General features: G+C 50.0%; 21 protein-coding genes. 2 read left to right on the plus strand and 19 right to left on the minus strand.

Going from position 1 to position 23,746, the window contains the following annotated elements:
• Positions 1-67 precede the first annotated feature (67 nt).
• The gene (locus ACQ4MZ_RS03450) at positions 68-415 is read left to right on the plus strand and encodes a hypothetical protein (RefSeq protein WP_430842974.1); all 348 of its coding nucleotides are present in this window, start codon (positions 68-70) and stop codon (positions 413-415) included.
• A 73-nt stretch (positions 416-488) separates the two neighbouring features.
• Here ACQ4MZ_RS03450 and ACQ4MZ_RS03455 read toward each other — a convergent pair whose 3' ends face one another.
• The 10 genes from ACQ4MZ_RS03455 to ACQ4MZ_RS03500 form a co-directional block, all read right to left on the minus strand.
• Positions 489-1,547: an agmatine deiminase family protein gene (locus tag ACQ4MZ_RS03455; RefSeq protein WP_430842976.1), complete on the minus strand. Its 1,059-nt coding sequence runs from the start codon at positions 1,545-1,547 to the stop codon at positions 489-491.
• A gap of 124 nt (positions 1,548-1,671) precedes the next feature.
• On the minus strand, positions 1,672-2,256 hold the full coding sequence (locus ACQ4MZ_RS03460) for a hypothetical protein (protein ID WP_430842978.1): 585 nt from the start codon (positions 2,254-2,256) through the stop codon (positions 1,672-1,674).
• A gap of 12 nt (positions 2,257-2,268) precedes the next feature.
• Positions 2,269-3,369 (minus strand): hypothetical protein, encoded by a 1,101-nt coding sequence (locus ACQ4MZ_RS03465; RefSeq protein WP_430842980.1) that lies wholly within the window; start codon positions 3,367-3,369, stop codon positions 2,269-2,271.
• A 180-nt stretch (positions 3,370-3,549) separates the two neighbouring features.
• The gene (locus ACQ4MZ_RS03470; RefSeq protein ID WP_430842982.1) at positions 3,550-4,737 is read right to left on the minus strand and encodes a pyridoxal phosphate-dependent aminotransferase; all 1,188 of its coding nucleotides are present in this window, start codon (positions 4,735-4,737) and stop codon (positions 3,550-3,552) included.
• 106 nt (positions 4,738-4,843) lie between these two features.
• Positions 4,844-5,326 (minus strand): hypothetical protein, encoded by a 483-nt coding sequence (locus ACQ4MZ_RS03475; RefSeq protein WP_430842984.1) that lies wholly within the window; start codon positions 5,324-5,326, stop codon positions 4,844-4,846.
• A gap of 33 nt (positions 5,327-5,359) precedes the next feature.
• Positions 5,360-6,838 (minus strand): SusD/RagB family nutrient-binding outer membrane lipoprotein, encoded by a 1,479-nt coding sequence (locus ACQ4MZ_RS03480; protein WP_430842986.1) that lies wholly within the window; start codon positions 6,836-6,838, stop codon positions 5,360-5,362.
• A 39-nt stretch (positions 6,839-6,877) separates the two neighbouring features.
• Complete coding sequence (locus ACQ4MZ_RS03485; protein ID WP_430842988.1) at positions 6,878-10,033, minus strand: SusC/RagA family TonB-linked outer membrane protein; 3,156 nt, start codon at positions 10,031-10,033, stop codon at positions 6,878-6,880.
• Positions 10,034-10,805: 772 nt separating this feature from the next.
• Entirely contained in the window at positions 10,806-11,720 is a 915-nt protein-coding gene (locus ACQ4MZ_RS03490; RefSeq protein WP_430842990.1) for a carbon-nitrogen hydrolase, read from the minus strand.
• Between the two features lie 42 nt (positions 11,721-11,762).
• Positions 11,763-12,752 carry a glycosyltransferase family 9 protein gene (locus ACQ4MZ_RS03495; RefSeq protein WP_430842992.1) on the minus strand — a complete coding sequence of 330 codons (990 nt, stop codon included), beginning with the start codon at positions 12,750-12,752 and terminating at the stop codon, positions 11,763-11,765.
• Positions 12,745-13,659 carry a lysophospholipid acyltransferase family protein gene (locus tag ACQ4MZ_RS03500; RefSeq protein WP_430842994.1) on the minus strand — a complete coding sequence of 305 codons (915 nt, stop codon included), beginning with the start codon at positions 13,657-13,659 and terminating at the stop codon, positions 12,745-12,747. Before ACQ4MZ_RS03500 ends, ACQ4MZ_RS03495 begins: the two co-directional genes overlap by 8 nt.
• Before the next feature lie 209 nt (positions 13,660-13,868).
• On the opposite strand from ACQ4MZ_RS03500, the gene ACQ4MZ_RS03505 reads away from it, so the two are divergent.
• Positions 13,869-14,210 (plus strand): hypothetical protein, encoded by a 342-nt coding sequence (locus ACQ4MZ_RS03505; protein ID WP_430842996.1) that lies wholly within the window; start codon positions 13,869-13,871, stop codon positions 14,208-14,210.
• Here the strand turns inward: ACQ4MZ_RS03505 and cobA are convergent.
• The 9 genes from cobA to ACQ4MZ_RS03550 form a co-directional block, all read right to left on the minus strand.
• Complete coding sequence (gene cobA, locus ACQ4MZ_RS03510; RefSeq protein WP_430842998.1) at positions 14,207-14,971, minus strand: uroporphyrinogen-III C-methyltransferase; 765 nt, start codon at positions 14,969-14,971, stop codon at positions 14,207-14,209. The two genes, ACQ4MZ_RS03505 and cobA, sit on opposite strands and share 4 nt — an antisense overlap.
• A 107-nt stretch (positions 14,972-15,078) precedes the next feature.
• Positions 15,079-17,307 carry a nitrite reductase gene (locus tag ACQ4MZ_RS03515; protein ID WP_430843000.1) on the minus strand — a complete coding sequence of 743 codons (2,229 nt, stop codon included), beginning with the start codon at positions 17,305-17,307 and terminating at the stop codon, positions 15,079-15,081.
• A gap of 136 nt (positions 17,308-17,443) precedes the next feature.
• Complete coding sequence (locus ACQ4MZ_RS03520) at positions 17,444-18,688, minus strand: sulfate adenylyltransferase subunit 1 (RefSeq protein WP_430843002.1); 1,245 nt, start codon at positions 18,686-18,688, stop codon at positions 17,444-17,446.
• A 92-nt stretch (positions 18,689-18,780) separates the two neighbouring features.
• Entirely contained in the window at positions 18,781-19,734 is a 954-nt protein-coding gene (gene cysD, locus ACQ4MZ_RS03525) for a sulfate adenylyltransferase subunit CysD (protein WP_430843004.1), read from the minus strand.
• 118 nt (positions 19,735-19,852) lie between these two features.
• Positions 19,853-20,554 (minus strand): phosphoadenylyl-sulfate reductase, encoded by a 702-nt coding sequence (locus ACQ4MZ_RS03530; protein ID WP_430843006.1) that lies wholly within the window; start codon positions 20,552-20,554, stop codon positions 19,853-19,855.
• Positions 20,551-20,715 (minus strand): DUF3368 domain-containing protein, encoded by a 165-nt coding sequence (locus ACQ4MZ_RS03535; RefSeq protein ID WP_430843008.1) that lies wholly within the window; start codon positions 20,713-20,715, stop codon positions 20,551-20,553. Before ACQ4MZ_RS03535 ends, ACQ4MZ_RS03530 begins: the two co-directional genes overlap by 4 nt.
• Positions 20,716-21,006: 291 nt before the next feature.
• Positions 21,007-21,234 carry a UPF0175 family protein gene (locus tag ACQ4MZ_RS03540; protein WP_430843010.1) on the minus strand — a complete coding sequence of 76 codons (228 nt, stop codon included), beginning with the start codon at positions 21,232-21,234 and terminating at the stop codon, positions 21,007-21,009.
• A gap of 26 nt (positions 21,235-21,260) precedes the next feature.
• Positions 21,261-22,448: a trans-sulfuration enzyme family protein gene (locus ACQ4MZ_RS03545; protein WP_430843012.1), complete on the minus strand. Its 1,188-nt coding sequence runs from the start codon at positions 22,446-22,448 to the stop codon at positions 21,261-21,263.
• An 81-nt stretch (positions 22,449-22,529) separates the two neighbouring features.
• Positions 22,530-23,708, minus strand: coding sequence for a TSUP family transporter (locus tag ACQ4MZ_RS03550; protein WP_430843014.1), 1,179 nt, complete (start codon positions 23,706-23,708; stop codon positions 22,530-22,532).
• Positions 23,709-23,746 lie beyond the last annotated feature (38 nt).

Consider the following 23,746-nt stretch of genomic DNA (forward strand, 5'->3'; position numbering starts at 1 on the left):
ACTTTCTATATTACTAATGCTTCTTACCGCGATGGCTTGCAGTAAGACTGAACCTGTACCCGAGGACATGACCCGATTCCTTGTCGGAACCTATCGCCTGCAATACGTTACGAATCTGGGCGATGAAAGAAATTATGAATGGGTCGTAGAGAAAAAGTCGGTAAATACAGTTAAAGTGCGTATGACTCGTATTGATACGCCATGGCGCCAGGGAACGAAGTTGGTTTCGCAAGACTCTGTCGCGGATGTTAAAATAGTCAGTACGCATTTGCTGAAATTCTCTTTGCAAAAGGATAAAAGTTACCCGATAGATGTTGAAGGTACACTGTATCAGGGCAAGCTTTTCGTAACCAGCGATTTCTACAAAATTGACACTGGTTTCGCGAGTGATGCTATTCCATTTGTCAAGCAATGACCGGGGGGGCGTAACCAGCCCGAAATAATGAATATGCCGGAAAGTAATTTTGACTACTTTCCGGCATTGCACATCAAACCAGAGGTTCCTGCTGGCTCAGGCAATGGAAACTGCCTTGTCCCCAGATGATCTCCGTAGCTAAAAGCGGGATAATTTTCTTTCCATTGAATGCTTTTTCCAGAATATCAATCGCAATCTGGTCGTGCGGGTTATTGAATACCGGCACAATCACACCCGCATTGCAGATCAGGAAATTGGCGTAGGAGCCGGGCGTTCGGAAATCGTCGATAATGACGGCTTTCGGCATAGGCAGTTCGATGATATTCGGCTGCTTCCCGTTCAGCAGTCGCATTTCTTTCAGCATTTGTAAGTTGGTATTCAACACCGCGAAATTCTCGTCGTTGCGATCGGTTTCTACGCAGGCAACAATGGTGTCTTCATTCACAAAGCGCGTGGTATCGTCGATGTGGCCGTCAGTATCGTCACCTACAATGCCGTCTTCTACCCAAAGAACCTGCTCGATGCCGTAGTAATCACATAATATCTGTTCGATTTGCCCCTGGTTCAATTGCGGGTTGCGGTTTGGGTTCAGCAGGCACGATTTGCTGGTCAACAGGCTGCCGGCGCCATTGAATTCCACCGAACCGCCTTCCATAATGATCCCCGGATTTACAACCGGGAGGTTCAGGTATTCGGCCACGGCGCGCGGAGTGCGGTTATCGTCGTCGTAAGGCGGATATTTGCCGCCCCAGGCATTGTGGCCCCAGTCGACGATCATTTTCTCGCCCGTTTCAGGATTTACGACAAAAGAGGGGCCATGATCGCGGCACCAGGCATCATTGGTGGGTTTTACTATAAATTCGATTTTGGTAAGATCGACCCCCGTTTTCGTGAGTTCGCTGATGATGAACTGCTTCAATGCTTCGTCGTGGGCGATAATGCCGACGTTCTCTCCCTTGCTGATCGCTTTGATGAATGCCAGGTATTGCGGCCGCATTTTGGCCAGCTTGTCGCCCTGCCAGGAGGCCTCGTTATGGGGGAAAGTAAGCCAGGTAGCGCGGTGCGGGGCCCATTCGGCCGGAAACGTAAAACCCAGTTCGCGGGGTGTCGATGAAGCGGTATTTGCTGCCAAAGTATCCTAAATGTATTGGTTCTGCTCAAAAATGAAGTGCAAAGGTCGTAAAAGGTTTTGAAGCAGACCAAAAAATAAAGCCCCGCGAACGGGGCCTTACCGGATTGTCGAGTAAATAATAAGATCAGTTGTTGGCGACCATCACATTGTCGACCAGGTAAGTTCCTTCCACTGTTTCCAGGTTGTATGCTTTGCTCACGCGCCGCGCATTTTCCTGTACCGCGCCCACTTTCCATGATGACACAATGCCGGTGGAAGGCTCGTAATGATAGAGAATATCCTTTTTCGAGAGCCTTTTCATCCGTTTTCTTCCATGGTTGGTCTGCACGTAGTGGTGTGGCGTGGCTTCCAGCAGCAATGCAGGTACGATCGGCGATCCGGACGTATTTTCCTCCGCCGGGCGCAGATACACCGCGGTCAAAGGCGAAGTAGGCTGGTTGAAAACGTCGATCTGCTTCACCTGCGTGATCGTCGTTTTGCCGTCTTTACACGTCTTCACATGCTCGCCCACACGCACCTCCGCGATGGATTTGATGCTGCCATCCGCCATGGTCACCGGCGCATTCGCCGAGAAATACTTGCACCGCTTGGTACTTTTCGAAATCCGGATCGTCGCCTGCGACTGGATGCTGCTGACGGCGGCTATTTCGGTTTGGGCAAAGATGGTGAGTGACAGGAGTGAAAAAATACTGGTGGTCAGAAATTTCATGCGGTGTTTAAATTAGGAAGATGCCTTCGACATTTTGACAAATACCTTGCTAAGCACATTCGGTACGGCACCCAGGCAGATCAGGATCAGCCCGGAAGTAATGAGCGTGGACGTATGTGCAAAGAATGAACCGGAAGACAAAATGGATAAAATTAATATCGTTGAGAATGGTAAAGAAAATGCAAGTAACAACACAGCCAGTTCCAGATCAAATGTTCTTTTCTCTTTGGCCATGCCTTTCGCGTCCTCCCGCAGGTTGAACGCGGAAATGTGGGCGAGCGGCCAGAAACTGGCGGCACTCAATGGGATTACAATCGACAGTAATACCATATTCTGGTCGGTAATGTTCAGGACGTAGATCATCCCCGCGCTGATGAGCATCGTGATACCCGCGCGGAAGAACAATATACTTGCAACGATACGCTTCTTACCCTCTTTTAGTTGCACGGCCAGACCGATAAAAAGCAATACGAGCGGTGTCATCATCGCGCTGGTTTTATCAAAAATATCCACTACCAGCGGCGGTAATGAGTTATAGTTGATTCCGAGGCTCAACAGGATGATGGCAATGAAGATCAGCAGGTTGATGGGCTCCTGGAACATGCTTGCGAAGAGGCTTTTCAGCTTGCCGCCCATTTTCATCTCCTTATCTTCGCTGTTTTTCAAAAACATATTCATCGCGAGAATGTATAGCGAGATGAGCACGAAAAACTTGTTGCCCACATCGGCCAATGCGGCGATCGCAAGGCTTTTTTCTCCCAGAAACTCGGCAATGAACGGGAAGCACGACAAGCCCGGCGCCAGTGAAGGAATGAGCATCATCAGCGTACGGCCGGTAGGGCTGTTCTTTTCTATTCCAAACAAAGCAAATGCGAGCGGCGCGGAAAAGAACATCAGGAAGTTAAAAACCAGTGTGACGAGCGGAATCACGAACATCGACGAGTCGATGTCGATCTTCATTAATGAGATAAATATCGTTGAGGGCAGCGCCACGGAGAGGATGATCTCCTTGATGCCGTTGGTTTGATCTTTGTTCTTGAACTTGCTTTTGAGCAACAGTCCCAAGGCAATTAGTAACAATAGCGTGATGGTTTTTTGCAATGCGTCACTCATGGTCAGGAATATTTAAGTAATAGGAGTATCGAAGATTAAAGAGGGTATTGCCTTCGCGGGACGTTGTAATAAGGTATGGTAACGGGAGTGAAAATCTGGTAGGGACTGTCTTCGACTGCGCTCAGACTGACAAATTGCAAAATGTCATCCTGAGCGAAGTCGAAGGATAAATGCAAGATGTTAGCTCAGCGCCCCCAATGCCCCCACAAACGCCTTCATCTCGTCCATCGTACCGATGCTTACGCGGCACCATGGTTTGTTCATGACGTCGAAGGAACGGACGGCGATGCCTTTGGCGGTCATCTTGGTGAGCAGCTCTTTGCCTGGGATCGAGATCGGGAAGAGCACGAAATTGGTATACGACGGGATGTATTTGTAACCCATCTTGTCGAGGTTTTCGTAGAGATATGTTTTGGCCTCGTGGTTCAGTTTACGGGTATTGCCCTGGAAATCCTTGTCGTCGAGGCTGGCAGATGCCGCGAAGATCGACGTGTAGGAAATGCCCATTCCGCCGCGGGTAATCTTGTTGATGCTTTCGAGGAACTCCGGCTGTGCAGCAATGTAACCCACGCGGATACCCGCCATACCCATGATTTTGGAGAAGGTACGTGCGATGATCACGTTTTTCTTCTGAGCCAGCAGCGAAACCATGCTTTGGGTATCGGCACCTACCGCGAGCTCGATATAAGCTTCATCCACGAACACCGGTACTTTTTCGGACACGCGCGAGCAGAAGTCGAGCAGGTCCTGGCCTTTGGTGATAGCGCCGGTCGGGTTGTTCGGATTGCAAATGTAAACGAGTTTGGTATCCTTGTCGATCGCCGCTTCCATGGCTTTCAGGTCGTGTGACCAGTCGGCTGTACATGGGACGGGTTTCCAGGTAGCGCCTACTGATTTCGCTACGCTCACGAGTGACATATAGCAAGGGTCGGCCGAAACGATATTGCCGCCTTTCATGAAAGTCACCAGGGCTACCTTTTCGAGCAGGTCGGAAGAGCCGGGGCCCATCATAATATAATCGGAAGTAACGCCCTCTTTCTTGGCGATTTTATCCACCAGGTCGTACATTTCTTTCCATGCGTAACGGTTACCGTTTTTCACGGATTCTGCTACCGCTTTCTGGGCCGACATTGGTGGTCCGTAAGGGTTTTCGTTCGCACTTAGTTTGGCAACGATCTTTGGCGCCTTGAAATCATTTGGCAAGAAGTGTTCTCTCACCATAGGGCTGCGGTAAATGCGGTTTTCAGGATCCAGTGACAATGGTGTGTTTTCGAATGCGCCGGCAGTAAGATGTGGTGCTACGGCGATGCCGCCCAATGCCATTAAACCGGATTTTAACAGGTTCCGACGGTCAATTTTTTGGTTCATTGTTCAAATGTTTAAGTACGTGACGATAAATATTAGGAGTAAAAATCTTAATTCAAGTTACAAAATCAGGAGGTTAACTGCGAATCGTATGTTCCTTGTTTTTCAATTAGTTAGCCTGTATTTGTGAAAATCTTGTAAATGCGATCCCCTTGTGGCTGCCCGACCAGGATATCTTGGTAATACTGCCGGCTTTTGGTGCTGTCACACCCAGGTCGGCCCAGGTTTTTTCGAGTTTAACCAAACCCTGAGCGTCGGAAGTGACCTCACCCAGCACTGCGCCGGTGCGAAGGGTGATTTTGATCGCCAGGTTTGGCACGGGAATCGAGTCAATGCCTTTGGTATGGTCGAGAATGTTGGTCTTGTCGAGTTCCAGCAGTCTTGCGGAGAGCGTCAGCTTTTCGGCGGTAGCAGAGTAAGTTACGGTCGGTTCGCTGGCAATGGGTGCGCCGAATGGAGCTCCCACGATGTCAACGAGCACCGGAGCTACATCGCGGTCGAGGAAGGGATCCTCTTCTTTGCACGATACAAAGCCAAAGGTGACTGCCAGCAGAACCAGCGCGGAAGGGAAAAGCGATTTGATATTTTTCATTATTTTCAAAGTCTTGGAATTGGGAATAAACCGTTATTTTTCAGCCCACCATAGTTTGGTTTTCATGTCGTCGGCACCACCGTTAAGCTTCACGCCGTCACCTACCGACGTTGCATTGAGCGAATATTCGGATGCCGGATAGTTGAAGCGGGTAGGGAGTATCCCGCCGTTGTTCAGCACCGCCCGCGGGTCCGGCGCGGGAAATACCGGGAAGCCCGTTCTGCGCCATTCGATCCATGCTTCGACGCCTTGCCCGAAGAGGGAGATCCATTTTTGTTCGAGCACTTTTTCCTTGCTCACCGGTCCGGCCTTGGTCATGTAACCCGCAGGAGGCGTCAAGCCGTATTGACTGAAAGATGCGGTAATGCCTTCCTCGAAATACTTCTTCGCATCGCCCGTAATGTCGCCATCCAGGGCTGCTTCCGCGAGGATGAAGTTCAGGTCCGCGTAGGTCATGATTACCTCGGGAGCAGCTGCGTCGGTGAATGCTTTTCCGATGGTCGAGCTGGTGGCAAGGTAGCCGGTGGCGATCGCGTCGGGCAGACCGTTGGCATGTCCCTGGTAAAGCCCGTCCTTGTTTGGATTAGCATATACCGTAATGCGGGTGTCGCCCAGGGCATTCATCTTGTCGGCCAGAGTTTTGCTGATGTTCCAGTCGGTACGTCCCCCCTGGATCAGGATCTGGTTCCATTCATTGTTGCTCGGGAGAACAGCGGTGCATTTTAATGCCGCATTATCTGCATTGCTGGTGAAAATCGGGAATTTCGCTGCGTCGCCGAGGATTTCCGCGAAAATCGCTTTCGACTCCGCCGGTTTCTTGGCAGCCTGACGGTTAGCCAGACGCAGACGCAGCGAGTTGGCGAATTTTTTCCATTTCAAAATATCCCCTGCATACAGAATATCACCCGCGATAGCCGGGCCGCTTACCGATAGCTTCTCATTAGCCATTTTCAGGTCATTCAGCAAGCCTGCGTAAATGGTTTCCATTGAATCGTACTTTGGCGTGTAAACGGCCTCACTGGCAGTGCCTTTGATGGCGTCGGTGTACGGAATCGATCCGTACATGTCGGTAAGGAGAGAGAATACCCAGGTGCGCATCACCAGCGCAACTCCCTCATAATTAGCGTTAGGCGAGGCCGATTCGGCGTTGGTTTGGTTAATGATCCGCTGGAAGTTGAGCAGGCCGTCGTTGAAGAACCCTTTCCAGTTATTGGCCAGCAATGCGGGCGAAACGGTGTAGTCGTCGCCCTCGTTGCTGTAAATATTACGGGTCAGATGCTGGACGTACAATTCGGCCGCATCGATATTGATGCGCTCGAAGCGGTCGCGGTGGCCCCAATAGCGGTCTACAGATGTTTCGATGCCGGTAGGGAGCAGGTATTGTGGCCCGATAGCCGTAGGGCTGTTAGGGCTTACGTTCATGCTGTCGAAATCCTTGGTGCAGCTGGTGATGCTCATAGCGCCTACCAGGGCGGTCATCCAGATGTTTTTATGGGTCAATATGCTTTTCATCTCGTAATGCTTTTAGGTCTTCAAATAATTTGGAGGGAATCAGAATGACAGCGAGAGGTTTGCGCCAATGCTGCGGGAGCTAGGAAGCTCGCCATAACCGAATCCTTGCTGGTTACCCCCTTTGGCATCGATCTCCGGATCGATATGCGGGGTATTTTTGAAGATCATCCATATGTTCCGGCCTACAAGCGAGATCTTGGCCGACTGGATTTTAACCTTTTTCAACAATGCAGGGCTGAAAGAGTAGCCGAGCGATACTTCGCGTAGTTTTACATAGCTCGCATCGAAGATCGCCGACTCGTGGTAGTTACGAGGGTTGGAATAGCCATAGAGCTGATTGGCTGTGACGATAATGTCGTTTGGAACGTAGGATTTCGAACCATCGGCAGCGGTCACCTCACGCACACCCTGCCCGATCACACCTTCTTCGCGGCCCAATGCGGTTTCGGCATACTGGCCTGTCCAGCGGGCTGTTCCTGTGCCTTCGTCATAAATGTCGCCGCCCATGCGAACGTCTACCAAGGCGCTCAGCGACCAGCCTTTGTAATTGAACGTGTTCAGCATACCGCCGATCCAGTCGGGCTGGATGTTGCCTAGTTTTTGTCCCGCCGCAGTCAATGGTAAACCATTCGCGCCATAAATGATTTGTCCATTGTATTTCTGGAAACCTACACCATAGAATGTCCCGTAAGGCTGGCCTACGCGTGCTTCCGACGACATACCGCGCTGTGTTGCGAGTGTGTAGGTCGTCAAACCTTCGGCCAGTTCCACCACTTTGTTGCGGTTGCGAGCCCAGTTGAGCGAAACGTCCCAGCTGAATCCGCCCGGAAGTTTTACCGGCGTTCCTGAGATTGAAATTTCCACCCCTTTGTTGGTGATCTTACCGGCGTTCAGAATGCGGGTGTTATAGCCGCTCGCTTTGGAAATTTCCACGCCCAGAATCTGGTCTTTCGTAGTCTGGTTATAGTAAGTCACGTCCAAACCGATTTTGCCTTTCAAAAACCGCAAGTCTGCACCCAATTCAAGGCCGGTGGTGATCTCAGGTTTCAGGCCGCTATTGGCGATCTGGGTGTTTTCCGAGAATTTTGGCACTGCACCATTCCATGAGCCGCTCGCGAGGTAGGTTTGCGCCAGTTGATAAGGCGTGGCATCATTACCCACCTGGGCATAGCTTGCCCGTACCTTCCCGAACGTGAACACATTGCTTTTTACATCGAACAACTCCGTTAGTACGGCACTCAATGAAGCCGAAGGATAGAAATACGAACGGGCATTGGCAGGCAGGGTGCTCGACCAGTCGTTACGGGCAGTCAGGTCGAGGAACAATGCGTCCTTCCACGAAAGGTTAGCCGTTCCGAACAAGCTCTGTGTTTCCGACTTGCGGATTTCCGATTCGATCGTATTCTGGCTCGGTACCGAGTTGCCTGCATTGTAAAGGCCGTCCACCACGAGCTCGCCTACATAAAAATAGTTCCTTTTGTAATAATTGGTACGCTTAATGCCGCCGAACTGCACGTTCAATCCGAAGTCCGCATTGATATTCTTGTTGTAAGTCAGCATGAAATCCGAGTTGGTTTCCTGGCTGCGGAGTACTTCCTCTGAGTAGCGTCCCGGCGTGCGTACGCCATTACGTACACGCAGGAAGTTGGATACGTTAATGCGCGTGTCGGTCCAGTAATCGGTGCCGCTGCGAATCATCAGGCTCAGCGAAGGCAATATCTTGTAGTTCAATGCAATGTTGCCCAGCAAGCGGTCCTTCTCATTGCTTTGCGGAAGCTTCTTTTGCATGAAATACGGATTAGTAAAAAATGTATGCTGCCAGTTCGGCGGGTCGGTGTCGTTGCCGCGCTGGTTGTGCACGCCGATATAGCTCTCATAATCCCGCAGCTGCTCCCAGGACACGTGGCGGTGCGACCATATAAATTCCTGTCCGCTGCCGTAGCTCTTGTTGTCCGAACCCGATTTGATGTACTCACCCGACAATGTAATGCTCAGGTTTTTGGTCAGGTTATAGCCCGAGTTAATGCGGAAATTGTTCCGGTGGAAATCGTTGTAGTACATAATGCCCGTCTGGTCCACGCGGCTCAGGCCGAGGCGGAAGTAACCTTTGTCGTTACCGCCGTTCAGCGCGATGCTGTTCGTCACCGTGCGACCGGTATTCCAGTACTCGTCCCAGTTGTTGGGCTGAGGAGTCAGTGGTGCAACATCGTCACCAGTCCACCACTGTCTCACCAGGCGCCCGTCCATCGGAGCTCCCCAGCTTTCGTCTGTCCCTTCTGATCCCACGAGCGGATATCTTGCGTCGTAAACGGCGCGGTATTGCGCAATTTCTGCCGGATCGGTGATATTGCCGCTCCAACCGTCGGTATACCAGGTGCGGTAGCCATTACCACCCCCATAAGTGTTCTGGAAATTCGGTTTGATCCACGGGCGTTCGAAGCTGATGTTGGAATTGATATCCACACCCAGCCCTTTAGTGCCCTGGCCGTTTTTGGTCGTAATGAGGATAACGCCGTTGGCAGCACGAGAACCGTACAATGCAGCCGCATTGGGTCCTTTGAGCACGGACATTTCCTTGATATTGTCGGGGTTGATCTCCGAAATACCACCGCCCCAGGTTTTGCTAGCAGTTTGCTCCATCGGCACGCCGTCGATGACGATCAGGGGTTGGTTATTACCGGAGACGGACGAAGAGCCACGAATCTGGATCGTAGAGCCGCTGCCCGGCCCGCCGTTGGACTGCACGCGAACACCTGCGATTTTACCTGAAAGCGCATTCGCCACGTTTGTTGAACGGGACTCAGTTAACGCGCTGCCTTTCACTTCTTGTACTGTATATCCCAACGCCTTTTTTTCACGCTCGATACCGAATGCGGTTACTACCACCTCGGCCAGCTGTCGCGTATCGGCGTCCAGCTTGATGTCAAATTTGGTTTGGTTGCCGATCGGCATTTCTTTGATCAGGAAACCTACATATGAGATGACGAGCACGCCGTCACCCGGAACTGAAAAACTGAAATTACCGTCAGCATCGGCATTTGTACCCACATTGGTGCCTTTGTAAATGATTGACGCGCCTGCAAGTCCGAGACCATCTTCGGCCGCTGTTACCTTTCCGGTGAGCTGGCGCACTTGTGCGAAAGCTACCGGGGAACACAGACAAACCCATATAAATAAGAGTAGAACTTTACGCATGGGAATCAGGGGTTAAAATTGTTAGGTGTAGTAGTAGGAGGAGAAAAAAGTTATGGCTGTGTGGCGTCCACACTTCCGTGCGCCGCACACACTTTCGCGTGGACAGAACAACACAGCCATAAGCTTGCAACACTGCTTTTCCGGAAAGCAATACCCTCTTTAATCGAGGACAAACAGGTTGAACAGTTTCAGAAAGGCCATAGAAGAGCCTGACGTCGACAAGTTGTGTTTGTCCACGGTGTTAAAAATCCTTTATTAAAAAAATTATATTGTGTTGGAGCGTAACTCGCCCGGTGACCGTGTTCCGGTACGTCCGGCTTTCAGCAAGCCCCTCTCAACACGGTCAGATATATTCATGTGCGGCCGGAATATATCTTCGGTTTAGAAGTTCTGTCATTCGTTTAATGACTTTTCAAATATACTGACAATGTCAAATAATGCAAGAGATTAGATTTAAAAATTGAAGTTTTTTGCAATAAAAATTGGTCATTTAAAATTATTACAGACTATTATTGTAATAATTTGATAATAAATTTTACTAATCTGATTTTTAGCGCTTCCTATCGGTTTTGTAGATTAATGTGCCAATTTTGTGTCCGTAATTGTCTAAAATATAGACGTTTAGCAGAATTTGATTCTTATAAAATTGTAACATTGGGTTACTAGGTATTTTTCGCGCGTGCGCATTTGCAAGCGTGTGAAGCAACAAAAAAGAGCACCCCGGGTTAGAAGACGCTCTTTTCGTGTATATTAAAATAATTATATTTTTGAATTACGACTGGTCAATAAACCGCTTCAAAATAGGACGGTAGGAGTCCACGCGACGGTCGCGGAGGAAGGGCCAGGTTGTACGGTAAAAATCGAGCTTTTCGAGGTCTAGCTCTTCTACGTGCGTCACCTCACCATCGTGCGGCGCGAGGTAGAGCAGCCTTCCCTGGGGGTTAGCGATGAACGAGCCGCCCCAGAACTGCTGGTCGGCTTCGCGGCCCACGCGGTTTACGGATACAACATATACACCGTTCGCGACGGCATGCCCGCGCTGTACCGTTTGCCAGGCCCCGTATTGTTCTTCATTGATAATCGGATCCTTTTCGTTCACATCCCAGCCGATAGCAGTAGGGTAGAAAAGAATCTCTGCGCCCATGAGGCTGGTAATGCGGGCCGCTTCGGGGTACCACTGGTCCCAGCAAATGAGCACACCTATTTTGGCAAATTGGGTATTGAATATCCGGTAGCCGTCGGTATCCTGCTCGGTTACCGGAGCGTCGCCCGGCGAGGCGTCGCCCGGTGTGAAATAAAATTTCTCGTAATAACCCGGATCGTCGGGAATATGCATTTTGCGGTATTTGCCCAGATAAGCTCCGTCGGCATCGAGGACGGCGGTGGTATTATGGTACAAGCCATGCGCCCGTTTCTCGAACAGTGAGGCGATGATCACCACGCCCAGTTCCTTCGCCAATGCCCCCAGCGATTCGGTAGACGGGCCGGGGATTGCTTCGGCCAGGCTGAAATTGCCATGGTCTTCGACGTCGCAGAAATAAAGCGATTTGAAGAGCTCTTGCAGACAGATAATATTTGCGCCTTTTTGCGCAGCTTCACGGATTTTTTCGGTAGCCTTCTGAAAGTTAGCATCAACGTCCGAAGTGCAGCTCATTTGCACCAGACCAATGTTTACTTTTTTTGCCATTTTGGATGTTTGTGTGGATGAATAACGGACGGAAATGCAACACTATTTATGCTGCGGGAGTTCGGGAATCGGGAAATCGAACGAAATATCGTTCATGCATTTGAAATGGCCTTTCGGACATTTGCTATAACCGATCTTCGAACATGGGCGGCAATCGAGGCCTTTTACTTCCAGCTTTTCGAATGTGGTGCGGTAGGGGTACATGCCAAATTCCGGAATGGTATTGCCCCAGATCGAATAGACCTTCTTTCGGAATGCGGCTGCAACGTGCATCAGCCCAGTGTCGTGTGTAAACACGATCAATGCCTTTTGGATTAAGGAAGCCGATTGGTTGAAATTGTATTTACCACAGGCATTCAGGATCTGCGCGTCGCCTAATGCAGTGCGGATCGCTTCGCCTGCTTCGAAATCCTCTGGTCCGCCTAGCAGAATGACGGGATGGTTGATTTTCCTGCAAAGCTCGATCATTCTTGGCGCAGGCATTTTCTTCGTGAAATGCTGGCCACCGATCGCGTACGCGACATAGCTCTTGCGGTGCGTTTCCGGCAGCCATTCGAGTTCTACCTGGTCTTTATAGGGAATGAAATAATCGAGTCCTTCGCCGTCGTTTTGGATGTTAAATGTTTTTAAGGTATCCAAACACCGGTCCACAATGTGTACTGACGGCAGGTAATTGACCTTAAACTGCGTCATAAGCCACTTCTGCACATTCAGCTTCTCGAAACTGAATGCGGGTACACCGAGTGTCCATTTAATGCGAAGCGTGCGGACGTTGCGGTGGAGATCGATGATGTAGTCGAACTTTTCTTTTTTCAGCAATGCCAGTAATTCTTTTGCATTACCTTTTTCAAGAAGCCACACTTTGTCGATATAGGGGTTGTCACGCAGCAGGAATTCGAACTTGCTTTTAGTAAAATAGTGGATTTCGGCCTCCGGCATCTGCTTTTTCAGGCAGCGCACTACGGGCGTCGTGAGCACGATGTCGCCGATAGAGGAAAAGCGCAGAATGAGGAATTTGACCGGTCTATTCACTTGGAATCTCCTGTAAAAGTTGCAGCGGGTTTAAATGCGCCGGGCGGGGGTGCTTCCAGCGTTTGTGCGTCCAGAGCCAGTTGTCGGGCTGGCGACGGATATCTTCTTCCAGAAAGCCGATCTGCTTTTGCAAAATGCTGTTGGTAGGTTCTTGCTTGGGCGTTTCGGTGATCGGGCGGAAATATGCTTTGTAAAAACCGCGGCGCAGCTCGTTTTTGAGAATACCCATATAAAGCACCGGTGCATTTAACCGGCGGGCGATCAATTCCACGCCGCGGTACACACCCGTGTCCTGGTTCAGGAATCTGGTCCAGAATGCCTTTTCCGGCACGGCCGACTGGTCGTTGATCAATACAAACAAAAACGGCCTGTCGCGCGGCTCAAATGCTTTGGAAATGGCCTCCTTCATTGTCACCATCTCAGTACCGAAGCGCGTACGCACGTTTTTGAACCAGTCTTCAAAAATATCGTTCTGCAACTCATGGTACACGACCACAATTTGATGCGGCAATTTGGCCGACGCGAACAGATTGAGCATTTCCCAGTTGCCCAAATGCCCTGCTACCACCACGGCGTTTTGCTTTTTTTCAAAATAATGCATCAGCAAAGGCGTTTCCAGATCGAAGCGCTGTAACAGATCTTCCTTTGAAACCGACTTCATTTTAATGGTTTCGAAGATAATGTCTGTGAAATTGCGGTAAAATTTGGCAGCTATTTCGTGAATTTTCGTTTCACTGAACTCAGGAAAGCTGTTGCGCATATTTTGCAACACCACTTTTTTACGGTACTGGCCAATGTCGAAGATCAGGAAACGAACGATGTCGGAAAGCTTGTAGAGCGCTCCCCAGGACAGCTTCGAAACTGCATTGAGCAGCATCAGAAACAAATGGGTCGGGAACGCTTTCATGGAAGGAACATCTTGTACTAAAACGGTAATTAGGCTGCAAAGTTAAAACTTTGATTGTATTTTACCTGAAATAACCCGCTGAACGGCAGCGGTCGGACGCTTAGAAGCATTGTAAATTAGGTGGTTGCGGGGCAACAACTGTTCGCTGAACCTAGGATCAGACTTTCGTTTTGTTTATATTCACTGTTTCAAACAGTAGAACTAATGCTATGCTGGAAGGATTATTTGATATCAAGAATGATCGCAGACTGAGCGTCTACCTGTACCGTGCCGGTTTCGGCATGTGGCTGATGTATCTTGTGCTCGGCGCGCCCGCGCTGCATGTGTATAGGCATTACCGCCAGGATTGCGGTATGCTCTGTTTTGTACTGATGATTTTCGGTTTCAGCGCGTCGATGGTGTACGACTATTTCCACCACCGCGACCAGTATGAAGTGAAGAAGAAATGGCTGTTTATCAGCTATGTAATTCTGGCAGGGATTATCTATTTCGTCGAATTCAGAGGGCACGAAAACAGCTTCAATCTCGACTGGCTGCTGGGTCTGCTTTAATCGGCTACCGATTGAGAATTCTGCATCATTTCCCGCACTTTTTCGTACGAAAGATCCGGTAATGCCGCTACTTTCCCGATTACGATGATCGCCGGAGAAGCCATTTCGGCAACCTGCGCAAGCGGCACGATATTACCGATTTTGCCCGTAACTACCTTCTGGTTTTCCAGCGTGCCGTTTTGGATAATGGAAATGGATTCGTCGAATTTGCCCAGCTCAGAATAAATGGAAACGATTTCCTGCAATTTGTGAAGACCCATTAAAATGACCACAGTAGCAGTCGACTGCGCAGCGAGCCGTACATCGTTTGAAAGCGCGTGATTTTTGGTTGTACCGGTAATGACCCAAAAGCTCTCGCTCATGCCGCGTGAAGTAAGCGGAATGCCCGCTAATGCAGGTGCCGCATAGCTACTCGATATGCCAGGGATTACTTCGGATTCAATACCGTGCTCAGCCGCAAAGAGGATTTCTTCATACCCGCGGCCGAATATGAAGGAGTCGCCGCCTTTCAGCCGCACTACTTCGCCATATTGACGCGCCTTTTCAACGATTAAGTCGTTGATCTCGTCCTGGCCGCAGCTTGTTTTGCCGAAGCGCTTGCCGACGAGGATCTTGATGCAATCTTCCGGGCAGTAATTCAGCAATGAGGGGTGGGCAAGGGAATCATATAACACAACCCGCGCTTTTTGCAGGGCCTTGATTCCTTTAAGGGTGATCAGGTCGGGATCCCCCGGGCCTGCACCGATCAGTGTCAGTTTCATGGTGAAGAGTACTTCGGCTTTCGGCTTTCAGCTGTCGGCTTTTTTTAATTTCTGAAAATATCAGTAATAAAAAGCCGACAGCCGATTGCCGAAAGCCGACAGCCAATTTAACTATCCTTTCCGAACGAAAGCTCCTGCAATGCAGGCTCTCCGGTTTCGACTAATTGCGCCTCGCGGGTCTCGCGAACGAAGTTCAGGAATCGCTCCGAGGTGCTGATGAAATATTCTGCGAATGCTTCGCTTGGTTCGAATTTATTGATGCTGAATACCAGTGATTTGAATGGCGTTTCAGTCTGATTTTCTACTGCGAACTCAGCAGGAACGTCATATTTGAAATCCTGTCCGAAATGTGTTTCGAAATCGTTGACAATGCCGTATTGCGTGTTGGTAGTCACGTCTTTCGACATCAGCAAACCTTTCGCGCCGGTGATGAACACGTTGTAAGCGTGGTAAATCGCATCCGCCCAAACACCCGATTGGAAAGATTCTTTTGCAAGATTCAACTTCTCCTGGCCTTCGATGATGGTAGTCGCCACGAGGTCAACCAGTACGGAAGCACATTCGCCGACTCCGATTTCAGTTTTGAACAGTTCGTCGTGATCCCAGTCGCGGTAGTCGTCGTCTTGTACCGTTGTCAGGTCTGCAAGCGGTTTCAGTAATTGGAAGAAGTAGTTTTTAGTCTGGCGGAGATAGTATTGGTTGAAATATTCTCCATCCATTGCATTTGCTTCATAGTCATTCAAAAGCAGACGCAGCACTTCCGGTCCGCGTTTGGTAGGAACTTTGATTACCTTATCGCCGATCAGGCCGATACCATCGCCGGAGAAACCACCACCGAGCAATACCTGCAATGCCGGCAATACCAATTTGCCGTTTTTGATCGAGCTGCCATGGAAACCGATATTGGCCGCATTGTGCTGGCCGCAGCCGTTCATACAGCCGCTGATCTTGATTTTAATATCCCGGTTATAGATCATTTCAGGATATTCGTCGCGCATGACGTCTTCCAGCACACGGGTGATACCATAGCTGCTCGAAATCGCGAGGTTACAAGTATCGGTTCCGGGGCAGGTGGTAATGTCCATCGTGCTGTCGAAGCCGGGAGAAGCAAGGCCGAGTTTCGCGAGTTCGTGGTAAATAGCTACGAGGTCTTCGCCTTTCACAAAGCGCAGGATATAGCCCTGGTTCACGGTCACGCGAATATCGTCTGCAGCATATTTACGCACCACATCGGCCAGACTACGGGCGGTGTCGGAGCTCATATCACCCAGCAGAACACGCAGCTGCACGGCATACCAACCTTTTTGTTTTTGTTCAAATGTATTGGTACGCAGCCATTTGGTGAAAATGTCGAGCTTGTCGGTGTCGATGCTTTCGGCAGCGATTTTCAGGATTTCCGCTTCGGACAACGAAGGACGCGGAGCGTGGTTGATCGCCTCGTACTCGTTGGTACCGAAAAGGTCTTCCGGAATCTGGAATATCTTGTTTTTAACCGCTTTACGTTCTTCCTCCACTTTCTCCATCATACCTTCCAGGCCGAGATCATTGAGCAGGAACTTCATACGCGCCTTATGACGACGTACGCGTTCGCCATAGCGGTCGAACACGCGAAGCAATGCTTCGATGAATGGAATTACTTTCTCTTCTTCCAGGAATTCAAATGCAGTCTGTGCGGAAAATGGCTGCGCTCCAAGGCCGCCGCCTATGAGTACTTTGAAACCGCGAACGGTTTCACCGGCTTCGTTCTGGCCCATTTTCGCGATCAGGCCCACATCGTGGATGAATGCCAATGCGCTGTCCTTTTCAGAAGAAGAAACGGCGATTTTAAACTTCCGGCCCATATCCTGATTGATCGGGTTGCGGAGGAAGTAGGAGAAAATCGAATGGGTGATCGGCGTTACGTCGAACGGTTCATCCGGATCGATACCCGCGACAGACGAAGCCGTAACGTTACGGATAGTATTACCACAAGCTTCTTTCAACGTGATGCCCGCATCTTCCAGGTCGGCCCACAATTGCGGCGAGTCTGAAAGCTTTACAAAGTGCAGCTGAATGTCCTGGCGCGTGGTCGCGTGCAGGTTTCCCGTTGCATATTTGTCGGAAGTATCGGCAATACGGACCAGCTGATCAGCTGTAATGCGGCCGTAAGGCAATTTGATGCGGATCATCTGCACGCCGGGCTGACGCTGACCATACACACCGCGTGTCAGACGGAATTTGCGGAACGCCTCTTCCGGGGTTTCGCCGGAGTTGAATGCACCGATCTTTTGTTGCAGGTCAATGATATCGCGCTTTGCAACGGCGGATACTCTGTCAGAAATGATTAAATCGCTCATGATGATATTCTAATCGTCTATCGGGATAGTATATTTTTATTCAATAGTGTGGGCATCCATGCATTGCCCTTCGACTACGCTCAGGGTGACAGTCGTTGTGTCAGGCTGAGCGCAGTCGAAGCCCTGTGCGAGGGCGTTACTCGATCATACAAGCCCCAACCGTCACATTGGACGTTTCGTCGATCAGGATCGCTGCGCCGTTTGCGCGGTTCTTCTGATAGGGGTCGTATGCGATGGGCTGGGCTGTTCGAAGGACGATTCTTGCCACGTCATTCAGTTTTAAGGCCTCCACCTCATCCAGTTTTTCATAAGAGTTGATGTCGATTTGGTATTCGATGTCACGGATCGAACAGCGTGAACGTGCCGTGCCGTGTTGCAAAATGTATTTGTTTCCTGGTTTCAACGTCTTCTTATCGTCCATCCAACACACCAGTGCTTCGATATCCTGGCTCACGATCGGTGAGTTGTCTACGGTTACGATCGTATCGCCGCGGCTGATATCGATATCGTCTTCGAGTAATATCGTTACAGATTCAAGAACAGAGGCTTGCGCTATTTCGTTTCCGCCGAATTCGATTTTGGCGATTTTAGACTCTCTTTCAGAAGGCAATACCTTAATGGCATCCCCCTTTTTGAAAGTACCACTTTGCACACGACCGGCATAACCACGGTAATCGTGTAGCTCCTCAGTCTGAGGACGGATCACATATTGTACCGCGAAACGGCCGTCTTCCACGTTTTGGTCTTTCAGTACATTCACATTTTCCAGTACCGAAAGCAATGTTTCGCCGGTGTACCAGCTCATGCTTTCCGAACGCTCCACGATATTATCGCCGTTCAAAGCGCTTACGGGAATGATGGTCAGGTCCTTAATGGAAAGTTTCTCAGCCAGCTCTTTATAACTTTTGGCAATTTGAAGGAATGCATCCTCGGAATTTCCTACCAAGTCCATTTTGTTTACCGCCACAATCACGTGGGGGATACCCAGCATGGAAGCGATCAGCGAGTGACGGCGGGTTTGTTCCACCACGCCATGACGTGCATCAACCAGGATAATGGCTAAATCCGCATTGGATGCGCCGGTCACCATGTTGCGGGTATACTGGATGTGCCCCGGTGCATCGATGCTGATAAATTTGCGGTTGGGCGTCTGAAAGTATTTGTAGGCCACGTCGATGGTAATGCCCTGCTCGCGTTCGGAACGAAGGCCGTCCGTCAGTAATGCAAGGTCGATTTCACCGGCATTACGGGTTTTGCTGGCGCGCTCGATAGCCTCCATCTGATCGGCCAGGATGTTTTTTGTATCGTAAAGCAAGCGCCCGATCAATGTGCTTTTGCCATCGTCCACGGAGCCTGCTGTTATAAATCTTAGTAAATCCACTGGTAATAATTTAAGTCTATGAGTTTAGAGTTTATGAGTTCAGTTTATGAGTTGTCTTAATTGAACTCATAAACTCATGAACTTTAAACTCCTTAAAAATATCCGCCTTTCTTCCGGTCTTCCATCGCCGCCTCAGTCTGCTGGTCGTCAATCCGGGTTTCGCCGCGTTCGCTGATGCGTGAAATGGTGATTTCCGCGATTACTTCGTCCAGGGTTGCTGCGGATGATTCTACTGCCGCGGTACAAGTCATGTCGCCCACGGTACGGAAACGCACCTGGCGGGTTACGATCTGGTCTTCCGGATCGGGTTCGATTACCGGCGTATTGTTCAGTAGTTTGCCGTCACGGAGGATCAGCTCGCGCTCGTGTGCGAAGTAGATCGAAGGCAATGCAATATTTTCTCTTTTCAGGTAAGCCCAAACATCGAGCTCGGTCCAGTTTGAGATCGGGAACACGCGTACGTTTTCGCCTTTCTGAATACGGCCGTTGAACAAATTCCAAAGCTCCGGGCGCTGGCGTTTAGGGTCCCACTGACCAAACTCGTCGCGGAACGAGAAGATTCGCTCTTTTGCGCGTGCTTTCTCTTCGTCGCGGCGTGCGCCCCCAATGCATGCGTCAAATTCAAATTCTTCGATGGTATCCAGCAAAGTGAAAGTCTGCAACCAGTTGCGGCTTGCATTCTTGCCGGTTTGCTCCTTCAATCCTTTCGCCTTGATAGTATCCTCGACATAGCGAACGATCAGTTTCGCATTGATTTTTTCAGCCAGCTCGTCGCGGTACTGGATCGCCTCGATGAAGTTGTGACCGGTATCGACGTGCACCAGCGGGAAGGGGATTTTGCCGGGTGCGAATGCCTTTTTCGCCAAATGAACCAATGTGATCGAATCCTTACCTCCTGAAAACAACAGGGCAGGGCGCTCAAACTGGCCGGCTACTTCACGCATAATGTAAATGGCCTCTGCTTCCAGCTGATCCAGGTAATCCGGAGCGCTGCGTTCACTAATCTCCCGTTGGATCTCGGAGGCCTCGTTCACTGAAATTGACATATTATTGGTTATTGATTTAAAAGTTAAAGGCCTTAGGCTGTAAGCTATATGCTGTAAGCTCTGGTCGGCGGCTTAACTGCAAGTATAAGGCTTACAGCTTATAGCCTACTGCTTAAAGCTACTTCGCATGCAGCCCGCATTCTTTTTTCGACTCGTCTTCCCACCACCAGCGGCCGGCGCGGAAATCCTCGCCTTCCTGGATCGCACGGGTACAAGGTGCGCAGCCGATGCTCACGAAGCCCTTGTCGTGCAATGGGTTATAAGGAATGCCGTTTGATTTTACATATTGTTTTACTTCTTCAAATGTCCAGTCCAGGATAGGGTGGAACTTGAAAAGCTGGTGTGCCTCGTCCCATTCCAGCCTCGGCATATCATGACGGTTCCCCGACTGTTCTGCCCGGATACCCGTCACCCAGACTTTCGCACCTTTCAATGCGCGGTTCAGCGGCTCGACCTTGCGGATGAAGCAGCATTCCTTCCTGTTTTCGATCGATTCGTAGAAGCTCAGCGGTCCTTTCGTACTCACCAGGTTCTCCACCGCGTCAGTTTGCGGGTAGTATACCTTTATTTTCGTGTCGAAGCGGTTGTTGGTCTTTTGCAAAGTCATATAAGTCTCCGCGAAAAGCCTTCCCGTATCGAGCGTGAAGATGCCGATATTGATATTATTCTTTAAAATGAGGTCGGTAATCACCTGATCCTCATATCCGAGGCTGGTTGAAAAAACGACCTCCCCGGGAAAAAGATCCGCCAGAATCGCGAGCGATTCAACCTCACTTTTGCCCTCGATGGCGGAGTTTAAAGATGCTAATGTTTCGTTCATGGTTGTTCTCCGGCTAATTGGATAGCCTCTTTTAATATGCGGTCGCTGATCCGGAAATCAGTTTCCAGTATTTTTTCAAAAGCCGCTTTGGCCGATGGGATCTTGTTTTCCGTTTTGGCTTTCACAATCACCCCGATCGTACCGGTTACCCTAATATTCATTTTGCTACCGTTTTCCGGGCTTTCAGATCGTCGAGAATTACCGTGCAGTCCCGCGTCTCAAATGCAAGGGTTAATGCAGATGCTTCTCCGAGATCCAGTATCTCTTCAAACAGCGATTGCAGGGTTTTGTTTTCGACTTCTCTAACTTCGACCCACTCGGGCAGATCGTTGCCAAATTCTCCTGCAATTTATTTCGTTATAAAAATCTGCTTGTAAATGCTTTTAAGGATTCCCAGCTCTTCGATTTTGGCTAACAAAATCAGGCAACTGGAATCCGCAATAACAAGCGCATCACGCATTGGCTACATCACTTTTCAAATCTTCCACGGATTCGCCGAACAGGGTGAATCCAAACCTTCCCATGATCTCGATGAAAGCCCTTTTGCTGATACCGACAATATCGGCAGCTTGTCCTGCACTTACCTTGCCGCGCTCGTAAAGCTGACCGGCCAGAAGCATTTTGATTTCAAATTCTTCTGAATCCAGAGACTCCGGTAAGTTGATGGTCAGCGCTTTCATATCGACATCATATTGAAATTTTTACCCTACTCCAATATATCACTTTTCACCGACACTTCCACGGCGTGGGTGAAGTCCTCAATCAGGTCCTCAATATCTTCCAAACCGACTGAAATGCGGATTAAACCTTCGGTAATGCCCAGCGCTGCCTTCTCCTCCGGTTTCAATTTGGCATGGGTAGTCGTGTTTGGATTGGTAACGATGGTGCGCGTGTCGCCCAGGTTGGACGACAGCGATGCGATCTCCAATGCATCCATAAATGCCGCTACACGTTCGAAGCCGCCTTCGAGGTCGATGGTGACGATTGAACCGCCCGCGCTCATTTGCCGTTTTGCCAGCTCGTATTGCGGATGTGATTCCAGGAACGGGTATTTCACCGATTTTACATCCGGGTGCTTCTCCAATGCGGTAGCCAGTGCCAATGCGTTGGAAGCATGTTTCTCCATTCTAAGGTTCAATGTTTCAAGGCTTTTGCTTAATACCCAGGCATTGAATGGCGACATTGACGGACCTGTCTGGCGGCAGAAAAAGCGCAACTCCTTGATATATTCTTTTTTACCTACCACGATACCACCCAGCACGCGGCCCTGGCCATCCATGAACTTGGTGGCCGAATGCAACACCAGGTCGGCACCAAAATCGGCCGGGGTTTGCAATGCGGGTGAAGCAAAGCAGTTATCTACGTTGAAAATAATGTTGTGTTTCTTGGTAATGCGGCCGATCATCGCGAGGTCCACCAGGTCCAGTCCGGGGTTAGAAGGCGTTTCGAGGTAGATCATGCGGGTATTGGGCTGCACTGCTGCTTCCCATTCCGCCTCGCTCGCGTCGGCATCCAGGTAGGTATAAGTAATGCCCCATTTCGGCAATATCTGTGTGATGATCTGATGTGCCGAGCCGAACAATGCACGACAGGCCAGAATGTGGTCGCCGCTTTTCAGCAATGCCGCCATGCTCGCAAATACCGCCGCCATACCGGTTGCGGTTGCCACTCCGTCTTCCAGACCTTCCAGCATGCAAACCTTATCCACAAACTCCTGTACGCTCGGGTTGGAGAAGCGGCTGTAAATGTTACCTTCCTCGGTTTCCTCAAAAAGTGCCTTTCCTTGTTCCGCGCTCTCGAATGTGAAGCTGCTGGTCAGGAAGAGGGGAGTCGAATGTTCGCGATATTTGGTTTTACTGGTCTGAGTGCGTATCGCTTTGGTTTGTTTTTTCATGATGTGAATACTTCGGCTGTCGGCTGTCGGCGGTCAGCTTTTTGATTTATAATTAACGACTATCCGGAAAGTACCGGTGCTTTATAAACTGCTTAAAACCATATAAATAATCCTCACGCTTACGATGATGACGATGGTGCCTACCATAATCATCATGGTCTTGATCGGCAAGCGGCGGGATAGTGTGGCGGCGATGGGCGCGGACACCATACCACCAAGGATAAGGCCCAACACCACTTGCCAGTGTGAAAATCCGATAATGCTGATGAAGGTAACGGAGCTTGCCAGCGATACGAAAAATTCAGCGAGGTTCACGGACCCGATGGTATACTTGGGATGCCTTCCGCGCGCAATGAGCGTCGAAGTTACGATCGGCCCCCAGCCGCCACCGCCAATGGAATCCAGCGTTCCACCTGCCATCGCCAGCCAGCCGATCTTCTTGATCGGCCTTTTTTCAACTCGTTTCTTTAACGCTTTCTGAATAATAAGGATTCCCAGGATCAGCGTATAAATTGCCACCAATGGCTTAATGATGTAAATGTACTTTTCAAGAGACGACAGCGCATAGGCGCCCACGATGGCCCCCAGCACGCCGGGAAAGAGGATCTTCTTGAACAATTTGCTGTTCACATTCCCGAATTTCAGGTGCATATAACCCGAAACGCCGCTGGTAAAGATCTCCGAAGTGTGGACGCTCGCGCTTACGGCCGAAGGGGGCACGCCCACCGTGAGCAGGAATGTCGAAGCGGTTACGCCGTAGGCCATGCCCAATGCGCCGTCGATCATCTGGGCCACAAAGCCGCCGAGTATATAGTAAAAAAAGCCTTCGCTCACTTCGAGCTCGTTCCAGAGGAGTGTCAGACGGTCGTAGGTGAAAAAGGTGAAAAGCAGATGCCCGATCACCATTAATGCAATCGCAGAGAAGATGTTAACCGCGATTTCAGTGCGGCTTCGCTTACGCACCGTAGCGGCCCAGAGCTTCTGCTGGATGGTCTCCCAGGTGAGCGGTGTTTTTGGATTATTTCTGGAAACGGCGCTGCCCGAAGAGTTATTTATGGCAGCAACCGGCGCCATTTGGAAGATTTCGTCGGATTCTTCCGGCAAATCGCGGAGAAAAACCGCTTTTCCCTGCTCGCGCGCAAGCGCAGCTAAACGCCGATCTTCCTCAGGATCACCACTTGCGATGTACGCAACCTGTAATGATTCCCAGTTTTGCTCGTTGCTTTCAGTTGAGGGTGTAAAATCCGCGGCTTCCTTCAAAGTCTATGTAGTATACTATAATTATAGAGTAAACTTTC

Origin of the sequence: Dyadobacter sp. BHUBP1, from assembly GCF_050587785.1 — a bacterium.
In the GTDB taxonomy this organism is placed as follows: Bacteria; Bacteroidota; Bacteroidia; order Cytophagales; family Spirosomataceae; genus Dyadobacter.